The sequence below is a fragment of the Aquincola sp. J276 genome (assembly GCF_024700035.1).
Taxonomy (GTDB): Bacteria; Pseudomonadota; Gammaproteobacteria; order Burkholderiales; family Burkholderiaceae_C; genus Aquincola; species Aquincola tertiaricarbonis.
The window spans coordinates 1528515-1544150 of sequence record NZ_JAJONC010000002.1 but is presented as its reverse complement, the minus strand read 5'-3'; the positions used below and the strand labels follow the sequence as shown (position 1 = coordinate 1544150).

9 protein-coding genes and 1 pseudogene are annotated in these 15636 nt (G+C 73.9%); 2 read left to right on the top strand and 8 right to left on the bottom strand.

Annotated elements, in window-relative coordinates:
* Positions 1-2 precede the first annotated feature (2 nt).
* Together LRS14_RS24935 and LRS14_RS24930 are read right to left on the bottom strand one after the other, a co-directional pair.
* Entirely contained in the window at positions 3-689 is a 687-nt protein-coding gene (locus LRS14_RS24935; protein ID WP_046113785.1) for a response regulator transcription factor, read from the bottom strand.
* A 57-nt stretch (positions 690-746) separates the two neighbouring features.
* Positions 747-3275: an ATP-binding protein gene (locus LRS14_RS24930; RefSeq protein WP_257801526.1), complete on the bottom strand. Its 2529-nt coding sequence runs from the start codon at positions 3273-3275 to the stop codon at positions 747-749.
* Between the two features lie 75 nt (positions 3276-3350).
* Here LRS14_RS24930 and LRS14_RS24925 point away from each other — a divergent pair.
* Positions 3351-3954, top strand: a pseudogene (locus LRS14_RS24925) (helix-turn-helix domain-containing protein).
* On the top strand, positions 3954-4505 hold the full coding sequence (locus LRS14_RS24920) for a GNAT family N-acetyltransferase (RefSeq protein WP_257801525.1): 552 nt from the start codon (positions 3954-3956) through the stop codon (positions 4503-4505). Before LRS14_RS24925 ends, LRS14_RS24920 begins: the two are co-directional and overlap by 1 nt.
* Here LRS14_RS24920 and LRS14_RS24915 read toward each other — a convergent pair.
* The 6 genes from LRS14_RS24915 to LRS14_RS24890 form a co-directional block, all read right to left on the bottom strand.
* Positions 4477-5472, bottom strand: a complete 996-nt coding sequence (locus LRS14_RS24915) for a DUF72 domain-containing protein (protein ID WP_257801524.1) — start codon at positions 5470-5472, stop codon at positions 4477-4479. The two genes, LRS14_RS24920 and LRS14_RS24915, sit on opposite strands and share 29 nt — an antisense overlap.
* Before the next feature lie 91 nt (positions 5473-5563).
* Positions 5564-6061 (bottom strand): FxDxF family PEP-CTERM protein, encoded by a 498-nt coding sequence (locus LRS14_RS24910; protein WP_257801523.1) that lies wholly within the window; start codon positions 6059-6061, stop codon positions 5564-5566.
* Between the two features lie 194 nt (positions 6062-6255).
* Positions 6256-6756 (bottom strand): FxDxF family PEP-CTERM protein, encoded by a 501-nt coding sequence (locus LRS14_RS24905; protein WP_257801522.1) that lies wholly within the window; start codon positions 6754-6756, stop codon positions 6256-6258.
* 162 nt (positions 6757-6918) lie between these two features.
* Positions 6919-10599: an Ig-like domain-containing protein gene (locus LRS14_RS24900; protein WP_257801521.1), complete on the bottom strand. Its 3681-nt coding sequence runs from the start codon at positions 10597-10599 to the stop codon at positions 6919-6921.
* 18 nt (positions 10600-10617) lie between these two features.
* Entirely contained in the window at positions 10618-12825 is a 2208-nt protein-coding gene (locus LRS14_RS24895; protein WP_257801520.1) for a hypothetical protein, read from the bottom strand.
* On the bottom strand, positions 12825-15608 hold the full coding sequence (locus LRS14_RS24890) for a putative baseplate assembly protein (RefSeq protein ID WP_257801519.1): 2784 nt from the start codon (positions 15606-15608) through the stop codon (positions 12825-12827). The genes LRS14_RS24895 and LRS14_RS24890 overlap by 1 nt, the downstream gene beginning before the upstream one ends.
* Between the last annotated feature and the right edge of the window lie 28 nt (positions 15609-15636).

The following is a 15636-nucleotide window of genomic DNA, read 5'->3' as shown; positions in this document are numbered from 1 at the left end:
CCTCAGGCCACGGCCAGCGTGCCGCGGAACACGTAGCCCACCCGGGACTGCGACTGCAGCGGCACCACCATCGGCGTGGCCCGCTCGATGCGGCGGCGCAGCCGATAGATGGTGGCGTGCAGCAGGTTGTCGGGATGGTCGGGCGAGTCGCGGCCCAGGCGCTGGCGCAGCGTCTCGCGGGTCACCGCCTCGCCGCCGGCTTCCAGGAAGCACTCCATCACCGCCAGGTCGGTGGCGCTGAGCGACACCTTGGCGCCATCGGGCGCGATCAGCTCGCTGCCGCGGCGGTCCAGGCGCCAGCTCTGCACCTGCTCGCGTGCGGCCACGGCGCGGCGCTGCACTGCGCGCACCGCCAGCGCCACCTGGTCGAAGCCCACCGGCTTGGCCAGGTACATGTCGGCCCCGGCGGTGATCACCGCCTCGAACACGTCCGGCGCCAGGCGCCCGGACACCACCAGCACACCCGCCGGCGTGCGCCGGCGCAGGATGCGGATGAGCTCGACGCCATCGACGCCGGGCAGGGATAGATCGAGCACGTAGAAGTCGAAGCGGAAGCCATCGGGGTCGGCCAGCAGGTCGCTGCTGTCGCCATACACCTTCACATCGATGCCCCGGCTGCGCATGTCCAGCGCCAGGAACTCCGAGAACTCCACATCGTCGTCAACCAGCGCCAGTGTTTGCGGGAGCATTGCGCGTCCTGGTCTAGAGGATGAAAACAGCGCAGAGGGTAACGCACCGCACCGGCTTCATGCACCCGACTCCTGCGCCACCACCAGGCGCATCGTCAGGCCGCGGCCGTCGCCGCCATGGTCCACCAGCGCCACATGGCCGCCGTGCAGTTCCATCACGCGGCGCACGATGTACAGGCCCAGGCCCAGCCCGGCCGGGCCGGCGGGATGCTCGCCGCGGCTGCCGCGCTCGAACAGCCGCTGCGCCAGCGCGGGCGGCACGCCGGGGCCCTGGTCGATGACGTCGATCAGCAGCGCCAGCGGCTCGTCCGAGTCGGACAGCCGCACCGTCACCGAGGCGCCGGCCGGGCTGTACTTCAGCGCGTTGGACAGCAGGTTGCGCAGTGCCAGCCGCATCAGGCTCATGTCCATCGATGCGGTGCGCGTGGTGGTCACGCGGTCCACCACGATGCGCGGGCGCTCGGCCGGCGGCATGTCGCCGATGCACACCGCCACCAGCGTGTCGATGTCGGTGTCCGAGCGCTCGATGGGCCCGGCGCGCGCCAGCAGCGACGCCACCGCCAGCGTGTTGTCGATGCTGGCCAGCACATGGCCCAGCACCGTCTGCGCGCGGGCCAGGCGCTGCGTGGCCACGGTGTCGCCGGCGGCGGCCAGCGCGGTGGCCGCGCCTTGCAGCGCGGCCGAGGCATTGTTCAGCGGCTGGCGCACCTCGTGGGCCATCACGTCCAGCATGCCGCTGCGCTCGCGCAGCAACGCATCCAGCTCGGCGGCACGGCGTTCCAGCTCCGCACGCAGCGCCTGTTCGCGGGCCAGCTCGGTGCGGCGCTGCTCGCTCTCGGTGATGTCCTGCAGCGCGCCCACCAGCCGCACGGTGCTGCCGCCTTCGGTCTCGGCCTCGCCCACCGCGCGCACCCAGGCCTTGCGGCCATCGGCGGTGGTCAGGCCCAGCTGCAGGTCCCAGGGCGTGCCTTCCTTCAGCGCGTTGTCGATGGCGGCCACGATGTGCGGGCGGTGCGCCGCATCGACGAAGTCCATCGCCTGCTGCAGCGTGGGCGTGCTGCCCGGCGGCACGCCGTGGATGCGGCAGGTCTCGTCGGTCCAGGTGAGCTGGCCGCTGCGCAGGTCCAGCTCCCAGCCACCCACGCGGGCCACGCGGCCGGTGCGGTCCAGCAGCGCGCGGCTGGCACGCAGCGCCCGTTCCGCCTGGCTGCGGGCGGTGACGTCGCGGGCCGCGCAGTACAGCAGGTCCTGGCCGTCGATGTGCACGCCCACGCCCGCCACCTCGGCATCGATCAGGCTGCCATCGCGCTTGCGGTGCTGCGTCACGACCTTGAAGCGCTCGCCGACGCGGAAGTGCCGCATCGTGCGCATCACGGCGCCCTGGCTGAAGCGCACATCCCAGGCGCTGACGTGCATGCCCTGCATCGCCTCGCGCGGATGGCCCAGCATCTGCGCGAAGGAGTCGCTCAGCTCCACCACGCACCCCTGGCGGTCCAGCACATGGATGCCGTCGCTGGCGGTGAGCATGAGCGCCCGCTGGCGGTGGGCCTCGCGCTGGGCGCGGCCGGCGCTTTCGGCCGCCCGCCGCCAGGCGCGCCACACGAAGAGCGAGGCGGTGCCCAGCGTCAGCACCACCAGCGAGGCCAGCAGCCCCACCAGGGCCACCTCGCGCTGCCAGCCGAGCAGGAAGTCGTCGGTGGCCACGCCCACGATCACCATCAGCGGATAGGGCGTCACCCGCCGGTAGGCATTGATGCGCTCGATGCGGTCCAGCGCGGTGGCGGCCACGTAGCTGCCGCCTTCGGGCGCGGCCTGCAGCGCCTCCAGCATCTCCGGCGACACGTTGCGCGAGCCGATGGCCGCGGGTGGCTGCGGCGAGCCGGTGCGCCGCGCCACCAGCGCCAGGCGGGCGGTGCGCAGCGTGACGGCATCGCGCGGGCCCAGCGCCACCGTGCCGAGGATGCGTTCGAAGTGGCGCATGTCCAGCCGCGCATGCACCATGCCGTCGAATCGGCCGTCGCCGCTGCGCAGCCGGCGCGCCACCACCACCGTCCAGCGGCCGTCGGGGCCCTGCTGCTCCGGCTCCGACACCACCACCTCGTCGCCGGTGGCATCGCGCACCTGCACGAAGTAGGGCCGCTCGGCCAGGCTGGCGGGCTCGGGCGCTTGCGGCCCGGGGCGCTGGCGCAGCAGGCCGTCGGCACCGGCCACCTGCAGGCTGTCCAGCTCGGGCACCAGGCGCTGCTGCTCCTCCAGCAGGCGGGCCATGGCCTCGTCGTCCAGCGGGCCCTGCGTGGTGGCCCGCGCATGGGCCAGCACGAAGGAGCGCAGCGCGGTGTCGACGCGGTCCAGGTCGGCGGCCAGCGCATGCTGCATGCCGCCGGCCAGGTTCTGCACCGCGTCCACCGCGCGGCTTTGGTAGGCATTGCGGCTGCTGCGCAGCGCCACCAGCGACAGCGTGGATACCAGCACGCTGGTCATCGCGATCACCAGCACCAGCCAGCGCCAGGCTGCGCGCCGCGGGGGCGGAGACCCGCTGGCCGCAACGGGGCCGCGGTCGGCAGGGGAAGGCAGGGCGGCGGACATCGGCCCGGATTGTGGCCCGCCGGGCCGCAGGCCGCCGGCAGAATGATGGACGACATCATCCAGTAAACTGGAAGCATGAGCGACATCGACATCCATGCCCTGATCGCCCGCCGCGTGCATGCGCTGCGCAGCGCCCGCGGCTACTCGCTGGAGGCGCTGGCCGAGCGCAGCGGCGTGGAGCCGCTCCAACATCTCGCTGATCGAGCGGGGCCAGAGCAGCCCCACCGCCGCCGTGCTGGACAAGCTGGCCACCGGCCTGGGCGTCACGCTGGCCTCGCTGTTCGAGCCGGATGCGGCCACTGCGGCGGCCGAGCCGCCTTCCCCGCTGGCCCGCGTGGCCGAGCAGCCGCTGTGGACCGATCCGGCCTCCGGCTACCTGCGGCGCCAGGTGTCGCCCGCGCTGCCCTCGCCGCTGCAGCTGGTGGATGTGGTGTTCCCGGCCGGCCAGCGCGTGGCCTACGAGACCGCAGAGCGCGAGCAGGAGGTGCACCAGCAGGTCTGGATGATCGACGGCCAGATGCAGCTGACGGTGGGCGGCGTGGCCTGGCGGCTGGACAGCGGCGACTGCCTGGCCATGCGGCTGAACCAGCCCATCGTCTACCACAACCCCACGCGCCGGCCGGCGCGCTACCTGGTGGCGCTGGCCACCCTGCCTTTCCACGTTCCAAGGAGAAGTTGATGGATGAACAGGTGACGGTGCGCCGCGTGCAGCCGGCGGACATCGCGGCCCGCGGCGCGGCGCTGGCCGCGCAGTTGGCCGAGGTGCTGATGGACTGCGTGGCCGGTGGCGCCTCGGTGAGCTTCATATCGCCGCTGCCGACCGAACGGGCCCTGGCCTTCTGGCACGGTGTGCTGGAAGGCGCGGCCAGCGGCCGGCGCGCGCTGCTGGTGGCCGAGCGCGCCGGTCGCATCGTGGGCACGGTGCAGCTGGTGCTGGACCTGCCCGACAACCAGCCGCACCGCGCCGATGTGGCGAAGATGCTGGTGCACCGCGGCGCGCGCCGCCAGGGCGTCGCGCAGCGCCTGATGGAAGCGCTGGAGCAGCAGGCGCTGGCCGAGGGCCGCGACGTGCTGGTGCTGGACACGGTGACCGGCGGCGATGCGGAGCGGCTGTACCGGCGCGCCGGCTGGCAGGCCGTGGGCAGCGTGCCGCGTTATGCGCTGATGCCCGACGGCACGCCCTGCGGCACCACCTTCTACTTCAAGCACCTGGCCGCGGCGCGCGGCTGAAGGCCGGCCCGCGCCGACGCGGCCCGGCCAGCCCGGGCGGCGGCACGAACTGCTGCTGGTCCGGCCCCATGCCGGTGGCCACGCCCAGTCGCGCGGCCAGGTGGGCGGCGTCGTAGGGCGCATGCACCTTCACGTCGTTGTCGAAGTAGCAGAACACGTCGCGCCGGGCGCGCCGCGCGGCGGCCCGGGGCGATGCGGTGCGTGCATCCGGCACCTGGGTGCCGTGCCGCCAGGCGTCGATGCGGCGGGCCCAGTCGTCCAGCGCGGCATCGCCGTAGCCGCTGGCATACAGCTCCTGGTCGCCGTGCAGCCGCACATAGACGAAGTCGGCCGTCAGGTCTTCCATCAGGGGCCAGCGGCCGGCGGTGTCGGCCACCACCAGCGCGATGCGGTGCTTGCGCAGCAGCGCCACGAACTCGGCGCAGGCGAAGCTCTCATGCCGGATCTCCACCGCATGGCGCAGCTGCCGGCGCACCGGTGCCTGCAGCAGGCTGCGGCCCTCCAGCCGCTCGTCGTGCTCCTGCGCCAGCAGCGCGGCCTCGTCGGTGCTGCGCGGCAGCAGCTCGAAGAAGGCCTCGAAGCGCTCGGGCTTGAAGATCATCTGCGGCGGAAACTGCCACAGCAACGGCCCCAGCTTGCGACCCAGCGCCAGCAAGCCCGAGGCGAAGAAGTTCGCCAGCGGCACCCGCACCTCCTTCAGCCGGCGCATGTGTGTGATGTAGCGCGGACCCTTGACCGAGAACACGAAGTCCTCCGGTGTCTCGTCATGCCATTCCTGGTACGACTCGGGATGCTGCAGCGAGTAGAACGAGCCGTTCAGCTCGATGGTGGGCAGCATGCGCGAGGCGAAGGCCAGCTCCTGCCGCTGCGGCAGCTTGGGCGGATAAAACAGGCCGCGCCAGGGCTCGTAGCGCCAGCCGGAGATGCCGATGAGTGCCTGGCCCGCGGGGGCGGTGGAGGTGGCCATGGTGACCGGTCGGCAATCGGGGTGCCGGCGCGTGCGCCAAAGAAAAAGCGGGCCAGTGGCCCGCTCCGCTGAAGGCGATACCTGCGCGCTCCTAGTGCTGGCGGCAGCGTGCCAACACGCCCACGGCGGCCAGGCCCGCCAGCGCCATGGCCCAGGTGCCGGGCTCGGGCACCGCGGCCACGGCCGACAGCTCACCCACGTAGGCCGTGCCGGCCACGGCGGAGGTGCCGGCCAGGAACAGGTGGTACGTGGTGCCGGCCGACAGCGCGGCATTGCTCAGCGTCCACTGCTCCGAGCCGGTGGCATCGGTGGAGGTCTGCACGAAGTTGTACAGGGTGGTGCTGCCGTTGGTGACGTAGATCGACGAGAAGTCGATGTCCCGGCTGCCGTTGAGGCTGGTGGTGAAGCTGCCGCTGAAGCCGGATTGCGCGAACGGCACCTCGAAGGTGTATTCGTCGACGAAGCTGCCGGCGGCGGGCTTGCTGAACAGCCAGGCCGTGTTGTCGGCGTCGAAGGCCAGTGCGGTGGGGGCCGCCAGGGCGGCGGCGCCGCTGAAGGCCAGCAGGGCCGCGATCAAGGTTTTTTTCATGAGGTTCCTCGAGATGGATGGGACATGCCGACAAGCCGGAACGGCGCCTGCGGCACGCGGCGGATTCTGGGCAGTGGCCGCCGCGACAGCGCCCCCCGACGAGGGGAGGGCACTGCCATGTGACCCATCTCACGAGGCAACCTGGGCGTGGCGGCGAATATTTGCCGTCAAGTCGGCATGCCCGCCACAGCCCCTCAGCCTGCGCGGCGGCGGCTCAGCCAGCCGATGGCGCCCAGGCCGGCCAGGGCCAGGGCCCAGGTACCGGGTTCCGGCACCGACGACACCACCGACAGCTCGCCGGTGTAGAGCGTGCCGCGCAGCGCGGAGCTGCCTTCCAGGAACAGGTGGTAGCCCACGCCCGAGGTCAGGGTGGCGTTGTTCAGCGTCCATTGCTCCGAGTGGGTGGCGTCGGTGGAGGTCTGCACGAAGTCGAACAGCTTGGCCGCGCCGTCGGTGATGTAGATGCGGCTGAAGTCGATGTCCTTGTTGCCCAGCAGGCTGGTGGTGAAGCTGCCGCTGAAGCCGGTGTGGGCGTAGGGCACTTCGAACACGTACTCGTCGACGAAGCTGCCGGCGGCAGGCTTGTTCCACAGCACGGCGGCGCCGTCGGAATCGAAGGCCAGCGAGATGGGCGCGGCGGTGGCGGCGAAGGTGGCGCCCAGGGCGAGGGCGGCGGCGATCAGGGTCTTCTTCATGGCGGCGTGACTTCCGTGGCGTGCCGCACGACCCGGACATCGGGGTTGGCGGCGAAGGCGCGATGGTGGGACCGCCTCCCTCTTTGGTGGGCCACCGGAAGAGGGGGTGGCCCCCGCCGCACGGCGCCGCGGTGTGACACCGGTCACGCCCGCGGCGCTTGCCTACGGAAAGTTGCGCACCGCGATTGGCGTGGCCGCAACAAAGGCCGGGTCGCTGCTCACCAGCACCGGCGTGGCTTCGCTGGCGCGCTCGGCGGTGTTGCCCGCGAAGGTGAACCACTCGCAGAACACCTGGGCCAGCGCGCGGCGCCCGCGCGGCCGCATGCGGAAGAAGTTGTTGCTGAACTGCGTGGCCGCCGCGCTCACCGAATGGCCCAGCCCGTCGCCGTGCGAGCCGAACCAGTTGCCTTCGATCACCGCATGGCTGAAGGCCTGCCGCTGCGCGCGCGGGTCGGCGCCGTAGTCGGGCACCAGGCACCACAGCCGTTCGATGGCGTTGCCACGGCACTGCAGCCGGCCACCGGTGCCGCCCGGTGCCAGGCTCTGCTTCTGGAACTGGGTGTCGGGATCGACGCCGGTGCGCTCGGGCGTGGCACCGCTGCCGGGCAGCGCCAGCCCGCCCAGCATCACCACGTCGCCCAGGATCTGGTTGTCGCCCAGCGTCACGTCGGTCTGCGTCGAGTGGACCGCCAGCGCGATGTCGGCGCGGATGCGCAGCAGCACGGGCAGCAGGCCCGCCTGCAGCGCCTCGGCCAGCGCGGCACGCGGTGGGGTGTCCTGCTGCTGCAGCAGCTCCTCGAGCGGCGGGCCGCCGCGGCCCAGCCGGGGCGTCGGCAGCTCCGCCACGCGGGCCGAAGATTGCAGGCCGGCCAGCGCGGGCGCGGCGTCTGCCGGCGCAGCGGTGGAAGGCGCGGCGGCGGCGGGCGCGGCGGTGGAGGGCGTTTCCGCCGGCTGCCGCCGGCGGCGCTCGGCCGGGCTGCGCGGGGGCGGCCGGTCCGCGTCGGCTTCGGCGGCCTTCAGCACCTGCTGCAGCCCGGATGCGGCCTGGCGGCGTTCTTCCACCTTCAAGGCCTGCAGCCGGTCCAGCAGCCGCTCCAGCTCCCGCGGGGCGTCGTCCGGCCCGCCCGGCTTGGCGGCCGCGGCCAGCCAGCCTTGCAGCTGGCGGCCCAGCGCGGCATCGCCCAGCAGTGCCGGATCGGCCAGCAGCTCGATGGCCGGCGAACGCTGCAGCCACCAGGCCTGCAAGGTGCTGCCGCTGCAAGCGAGCCGCGCCAGCGGCGCCTCGTCGGTGCCGGCCAGCAGCAGCGGCAGCGGCTGCGGCGCCTGCCCGCCGGTGCGGCCGACCTCGCAACCGCTGGCGCTGGCCTGGCCACCGGCCAGCTGCAGCTGGCCCGCGCCCAGCACCTGCACGCCGACGTCCTTTAGCACCAGCTCGTCGGCGGCCAGCAGCAGCACCACGTCGTCCAGCACCCAGCGGCTGCGCGACGGGCCGGCGCCGTGCAGTCGCAGGCTGCGCTTGCCTTTCAGGCCCAGCGGCTTGCGGAAGCGATGTTCACCCGGCAGCAGGCACAGCGCCAGGTCGGTCTCGGCCTCGTCGGCCGCGAAGCGTTCCAGCCGGTCGGGCAGCTCGCCGGGGCCGATGACTTCCTCGCAGCGCAGCCGGCACAGCAGGTCCAGCGCCTGCTGCACCGTGGTGGCGCCCAGCGCCTGCAGCGGGCTGCACTGCGAAGGCTCGTACGCCACCTCGGCCGCCACCGACAGCCCCGCGTTGAAGCGCACCGGCAGCTGCACCGGCTGGCTGGCCGCATCCAGCAGCCGCGCTTCCACCACCTGGGGCCCGGCCATGCCCGAGAGTGCCCAGCGGCACGAGGCCACGCCGTCCGCGCCGGTGGGCACCGTCACCGTGGGGCCGGTGCTGTCGAGCTGGCCGCCACCGGCGATGACGCTGAAGCGCACCCGCGCGCCGGCCACCGGCGTGGGCCCGCGCGCCACGCCCACCCGCAGCGGCTGCGGCAGCAGGGCCAGGCCGCCGGGCGAAGGCATCACCTCCTGCCCGTCGCCGCTGAGGTAGAAGAAGCTGGCCAGCGCGCACAGCGCATCCAGCGCTTCCTGCACGTTCTTCGCGCCGCTGAGGTGGTCGCAGCCGCCGGGCTCGTAGGCCACCGCGCGGGCGCGGCTGAGGCTGGCGCTGAAGGTCACCGGCAAATGCATGGGCTGGCCGCCGGCATCCAGCAGCGTGGCTGCCACCTGCTGGCTCTGCACCGGCGCGGCGGCGGCCCAGCCCAGCTCCCAGGGCAGGGTGGCGACGCCGGCGGCATCGGTGAGCACCGTCAGGCTGGCGGCGGCGCCATTGAGCCGGCCGCCGCCCGACAGCACCGAGAAGCGCACCGGCGCGCCCGCCACCGGCGTGCTGCCGTTGGCCACGCCCACCTTCAGCGGCTGCAGCAGCGGCACGAAGGCAGCGGCCTGCGCCGGGTCGGCCGGTGCGGCCTCCTGGCCGTCGCCGCTGAGGTAGTAGAAGCTGGTCAGCCGCGTGAGCGGCGGAAAGAGGCGCCGGCAATCGTCGATGCGCGTCCAGGCGGCGCCGTCGAAGTGCATCACCGCCAGCCGCGCATGGCGGTGTTCGATGCCCTGCGGCGGGCGCTCCTGCGGCACGCCGCCGGGGCGCGGCCAGTCGATGTCGGCGGTGGCGACGCGGGCCGGGATCAGCCAGTGGTCGCCGGTGCGGTAGCTGCCGGCGGTCAGGCGCACCTGCACGCCGTCCTCCAGGTCCAGCCACTGGTCGTCGGTGGGCAGCAGCATGCCGTTGCCGTCCCAGCGGCGCACACGCGGCCGGCTGCCGAAGGCCGCCAGCGTGGTGGGCTCGCCATTGGCGGTGGGCAGGTCCAGCGTGAGGCGCAGCCCGTCCACCGCGGCCAGGCGCACCAGCGTGCCGGGCTCGGCGCGCAGCTCGCGTGCATCGTCGATCAGCTCCACCCACTGGCCGGGCGCAAAGGCCAGCATGCGGTCACGGCCCTCGCTGGCCACCGTGATGTCCGGGCCGGCCTGGGCCACCCAGGCACTGGCCACCGCGCCGTTGTCGCGCGACCACTTGAAGGTGGCGGTGCCCCGGTTGCCGCTGCGGTGCACCTCCACCCGGTAGAGCTGGTTCTCCAGCCGGCGGTAGCCGGCATCGGCCGGCACCACGCAGGGGGAATCGGCGCTGGTGCCGGGCTCGGCGCGCGCGGCCAGCCGGCCGGAGGGCGGTGCGATGGCGGCGATCCAGGCGGCCGGCGTGCTGCTGCAGTCCATCGCCGCGCCGCTGTCGGCCACGCGCAGCAGCCGCAGCTGCCACACCGTGCGCAGGCGGGTGGTGGTGTCGGGCCCGCCCAGGGCCACTTCGCGCAGGGCCGGCGCCTCCAGCGCGGTGATGTGGCGCTGCCAGACGTCCAGCCAGGCGATGTAGATGCCGCCACTGGCGGGCAGCGGCGCGCCGGGCAGGTCGGGCTGGTCGGCGTAACGCACGATGCGTTCGTTCTCGGCCAGCCAGCCGCCCACGTAGCCGCGGCCGGCCGTGATGAGGAAATCACCTGCCGCGGCCAGGGCTGGCGGCGAGGCATTGCCGGGCCGGCCCGCCTCGGCCGCGGTGAGCGCGGCGGCCGCGGCCACCGGCCGGAAGCCGTCGTGGTCCATCGGCATGCCGGCCATGCCCACGGTGTCGATGCACTCGGTCTCGGTGCGGTAGGCCTGCAGGTCGGCCTGCTCGTTCCAGTCGGCATCCAGCTGCACGCGGCCCTGCTGCATGCGCACGCTGCTGTAGTGCTGGCGACGGTCGAAGGTCAAGCGGGTGAAGTCGCCCTTCATGGCATCAAGTCCTGGTTGTCAGCTGGCATGGGTGAGGCCGGCTTCCATGCCGAAGCGCAGGTACTGCCCGACCTGCCCCAGGGCATTGGCCGCGCGGTGCGCCTGCAGCAGGAAGTGCCAGGCCCCCATCTCGTTGCCGTCGTCGGCGCCGGTGGTGATCTCGGCCGCGCACTGCGCCGAGAGCTGCGCATGGGCGGCGTCGCCCCAGCGCAGCGTGGTGAAGGTGGGCCGCAGCCGGGCCTCGATGGCGGCCGGGTCGGCGGTGGGGTCGATGGCCACGGCGGCCTCGATGGCCAGCGCCGGCTGGCAGCGGTAGGGCCGCGGCACGCTGGAATCGCGGCTGACGAAGCTGTAGCGCACGCAGCCCTCCTGCAGCCGGGCGGTGTGCACGGTGGCGGTGAACAGGGTGTTCTCGGCGCACAACCGGTCCAGCATGCAGCGGCCGACGATGGTGCAGGCGCTGGCCTCCAGCGGCGCAGCGTCGACGCGGACGGCTTCGGGCTCCGCCTGCACGATGCTGTCGGCCAGCCCAACGCCATCGGCCGCGGCCGTCACCTCGATGCGGCCGAGCAGGCAGCGCTGGGCCTGCAGCCGCAGGTGGCGGTTGTCGCCGCCGGCCACCAGCGCGGTGCCGGCCGAGGGCATCACCGTGCAATGCGACAGCTGCAGCCGCGCCAGGTTGCCGTCGGCGACCGTGATGCTGCCTTCGATCAGCAGGCCGTCCAGCCACAGCTCGCCGGCCGCGGGCTCGTCGGCCGCGGCGGTGCCGGTGACGGTGAAGTGGCCGCGCAGCGCCGCCCGCCGCAGGCCGCCGTCGATGCGGCCGGGCCGGCGCTCCAGCTGCCCCGGCAGGCCACCGGCCACCGGCAGCGCCGGCCAGTCGGCCGCGGCGATGGTGAGCCGGCTGCCGGCGGGCAGGCGCGGTGCGTGCGCGGCACTCCAGTCCTCTTCCCAACGGGCGTTGTCCATCAGCGTGATCAGGCCCACGGTGCCGGCGGGCTGCAGGTTCCAGGCGTCGATGGCCTCGGCCAGCGTGGCCACCAGCTCGCCGCCGATGGCCGCCTGCTGGCGCGACACGCCGAGCTGCCAGCCGACCGGCCGGGCCAGCGCCTCGTCCAGCGTGCGGCGGCGGTCGTAGGGGCCGCCGCCCAGGTCGCCGGCAAAGCCGAAGTTCCAGTCCACCTGCACCGCGGCGCCGGCCCGCGCAGGCGCCAGCACCAGCCGGCCCAGCTGCGGATCGAAGGCCGCGGCAATGGGCCAGGCCACCGGCGTGACGGCGCCGCCCGGCCCGCTGCGCGGCACGTCCACGCTGTCGGGCGGCGCCTGCCAGCTGCCCAGGTGGCACACGCAGAGCTGGTCGGGCGGCACGGCCACGCCGTCCAGCCGCAGCACCAGGGGCGGCTGGCCGGTGGCCTCGTCGAACCAGGCCGGCTGCAGCGGCCGGCCGTTGACCAGCGCCAGCCGGCGCGCCTGCAGCTCGGCATGCAGCGCCAGGCGCGACAAGGGCATCGGCAGATCGGCCTCGGTGGTGGCGTGCTCCACCGCGGCCTCGGTGCGCGGCGGGTTGAACATCGGCAGGTCGCGGCCGGCGGCGTCCAGCCAGTAGCTGCCGGGCTGCGGGCCGGGCCGCGGCTCGGCGCGCAGCAGGCGGTAGCTGCGCAGCCGCCAGGCGAACAGCGCGACGTTGGGCAGGTTCCAGCGTCCGCGCTGCAGCGCGATGCGGCGCACGTCCACGCCGTGCGGCGCCGGGTCGAAGGCGCCGCCCAGGCCTTCCAGCCGCAGCGCGCTGCGCAGGTCCAGCGTGCCCGGCGCCTGCAGCCGCACATGGTTCAGGTGCTGCGTGGTGGCCAGCTGCAGGAAGGCTTCGGCGGCCTTGGCCGGCCAGCCGGCGCTGTCGAGCACCAGCTGCTCCAGCACCGGCACCGTGCCCTTGCGGCGGCGGTAGGCCAGCACGTTGGCCACCAGCGCGCGGCGGCTGTAAGGCAGCTCGCTGCCCAGCTCGCGCAGGCCGCGCACGCCCACCAGCTCGCCGATGTAGGGCACCACCCATTCGGCGCAGGTCTCGATGAAGTGGTCGTCATGCAGCTGCTCGATGTCGTCCTGCACCAGCGCGCCCTGCGCGGCCATCACCTCCAGCAGCGCCCGCAGCGCGCCGCCGCCACGCTCGTCGCGCAGGCGGTGGATGGCGGGCAGCAGCTGCCACAGGCTGTCGGTGTCCAGGGCCATCACCGCATCTCCGTCAGTTGCAAGGCTGCCTCGTCGATCAGCAGCAGCTGCGCCGGCAGCACCGCCGCGCCGGCGGCATTCCAGCGGGCGGGCAGGGCATCCAGGCGCGGCGCGGCCAGCGGATCGCGGCCGTCCAGCCGGCGCAGGGCCACGCCCACCACGCCGGGCACCGCATGCAGCAGCGCGACCAGCTCGGCCACATGGGTGCCCTGCGCGAAGGGCCGCTGCGCGAAGCCGAAGGCCGCCAACAGCGCGGCCCGGCAGGCGGCCAGCACGGTGGCGGCCAGGTGCTCGGGCGCCACCTGCACCGCCGCCTCCAGCGAGAAGCGGCGCAGCTCGTAGCCGCCCACGGCGATCTGCTGGTCGGCTGGCCGCGCGGCATCGATGGCGCTGCGCAGCGCCTGCGCAGTGGGACCGGCCGCATCCAGCGGCGTGCCGTCGGCGGCGGCCAGGCTGAGGTGGATCATGCGGCGCTGCCCGTTCCACAGCACCGCAGCGCGGGCCTTGCCGATGCCGGCATAGGTGCGGGCGAAGTCCTCCGCGTCCTGCATCGAGACCACGCGGTCCAGCGTCAGCACCGTCAGCGGCGCATTGGCACGGGCGCCGTCCAGCGTCTCGGGGTCCTGCGCGCCGGTGGCGGGCAGCGGATTGACGGCGGCCTTCAGGCCCAGGGGCCGGCTCATCAGCAGCGTGAGCTGGCCGGCGCGCACCTGGCCGGCCAGGCCGGTGCCCACGCGGTAGCCGGCGGTGACGTTGTCGCGCCCGGTGGGCAGGCGGGCGCCGTGCACGCCATCGCCGAACTGCACCACCGCCGTGCCGTCGTCGGCATGGCGCAGGCTGTACACCCGCGCATCGGGCGGCTGGCCGTACAGCGCGGGCACCGGCTGCCACAGCAGGCCGTCCACCCGCACCGCCACCGTGCTGCGGGCGCCGCCGGGTGCGGTGGGGTCGCTCACCTGCGTCACCGGCTTCTGCTGCAGCGCGAAGGCCTGCATCGGCACCGCGTGCTGCCCGCTGCCCAGCGGCTCCGCGCCGCCTGCACCCAGCGCCACGCTGCCCGGCACCACCACGGTGGCGCCATGGGTGGCGGGGACCACATTGGCCTGCACGACGAAGCTGCCGCGCTGGTACACACCCGCCATCGGCGCGTGCAGCACCAGCACGGTGGCGCCGTCGGGCGTGGTCTCGGTGCGCAGCAGCTCGGCGGCTTCGGCGGCCAGGGCCAGCGGGTCCGGCGGGCTGAAGCCTTCGGGCGGCGGATCTTCCAGCGGCAGCAGTTCGTCGGCGGCCACGTCCAGGCTGCCGGCAAAACCGTCGGCCTCATCCACCAGCGGCCAGCGGGCGCGGCCGTCGGGCAGCGGCTGCGGTGGGCCCGCCACGGCCAGCACCTGGCCCTCGACCAGCGTGCGGCGGGCGCCCGAGGCGGCCACCAGCACCAGCGGGCGCAGCGTCTGCAGGGTGCGGGTGCTGCCCGAGCGGCTGCTCCATTGCCGCGGCGCCACCTGCAGCTGGCGCAGCGGCCGGCCGCGCAGCAGCAGCTGGCGGCCGGGCATCAGGCCGTCCACCGGGGCTTGCAGCTCGATGCGGTCGCCCCACACCGCATCAGGCACCGGCGCCTCGGCGAGCGCCAGCGGCTGGCTGGCGGCATGCACCACGGTCTCGCGCAGGCCGAACCAGCCCAGGTGCTCGCGCGTGTCGACGAAGACCTGCGTGGTCTTGGCAGTGAGGGTGAAGTCGGTGCGGGCGCCGCTGCGCACGCGCACCACGCGGTACAGCTCCTCGTAGCTGGCCTTCTCGAGCCGCAGCCAGCTGCCTTCGAGGATGTCGGTGTAGGGCGCGTCGAGGTCGATGCGCTGCTCGGCCGTGGTGGTGATCTCGAAGCCTGGCCATTCGGTGGCAGCTTCAGGCACGCCGAAGCCGGCGCGTGTGGTCTCGGGCATGCCGCGCAGGTCGGGCGCGTTGTGGCCGAACAGCGCGGCGCGGCGGCGGAACACGAAGACCTCGGGCTGCGCCTCGGGATTCATTTCCGGCGCCGAATGGCCCAGCGCATCGGCCCACTGCACCTCGGTCACGCCCGCGGCGGCATGTTCGGTCACGGCCTGCAGGCGCCGCGCGTCCCAGCTTTCGCTGCCCGCGAAAGCCAGCCGCCGCGGGCCGACGAACAGCAGCACGTCGCCCGGCTGCAGGTGCAGCCCGGTGCCGGCCAGCCAGGCGCGGGTGCTGCGCCGGCTGAAGACCTGCGGCCGGCGGGTGCGGGCGGGCATGGCATTGAAGGCGATGCGGCCTTCCAGCGCCTCCACGGTCTCGAAGGTCTGCGGCAGCTCGCCGGGGCCGGGTGTGCTCTGCACCTTCAGGCCGGGTGCCAGCAGCACCGGCTCCTGCAGGCCGGGCGCGGCTTCCAGGGTGCAGGCCAGCAGCGTGCCGGCGGCCACGCCGGGCTGCAACTCGTAGCCGATGGCACGGGCCAGCTCCAGCACCGAGCGGCGCTCGTGCGCGGTGCCGAGGTAGGCCTCGTCGTTGATGCGCTCCTGGTAGAAGGTGATCACGTCCAGCGCGGCGGCCCAGGCGTCGATCAGCGCCACGGTGGCATCCGCATCGTCGCGCGCGGCCAGGGCGGCCAGCGCGGGTGTCTGGGCCAGCTGCTCCAGCATCGCCTGCTTGAAGCGGCCCTGGGTGCCGATGCGGCGCGAGAGCGCCTTCAGGCCCGGGCGGTTGTTGATGGGCCGGGGTGTGGGCTCGATGCGGATGCCGCACGGCGCGTCGTCATCGGTAAAGCAACTCATGTCGGCCCCTCGCCCGGCGAGTACGCCG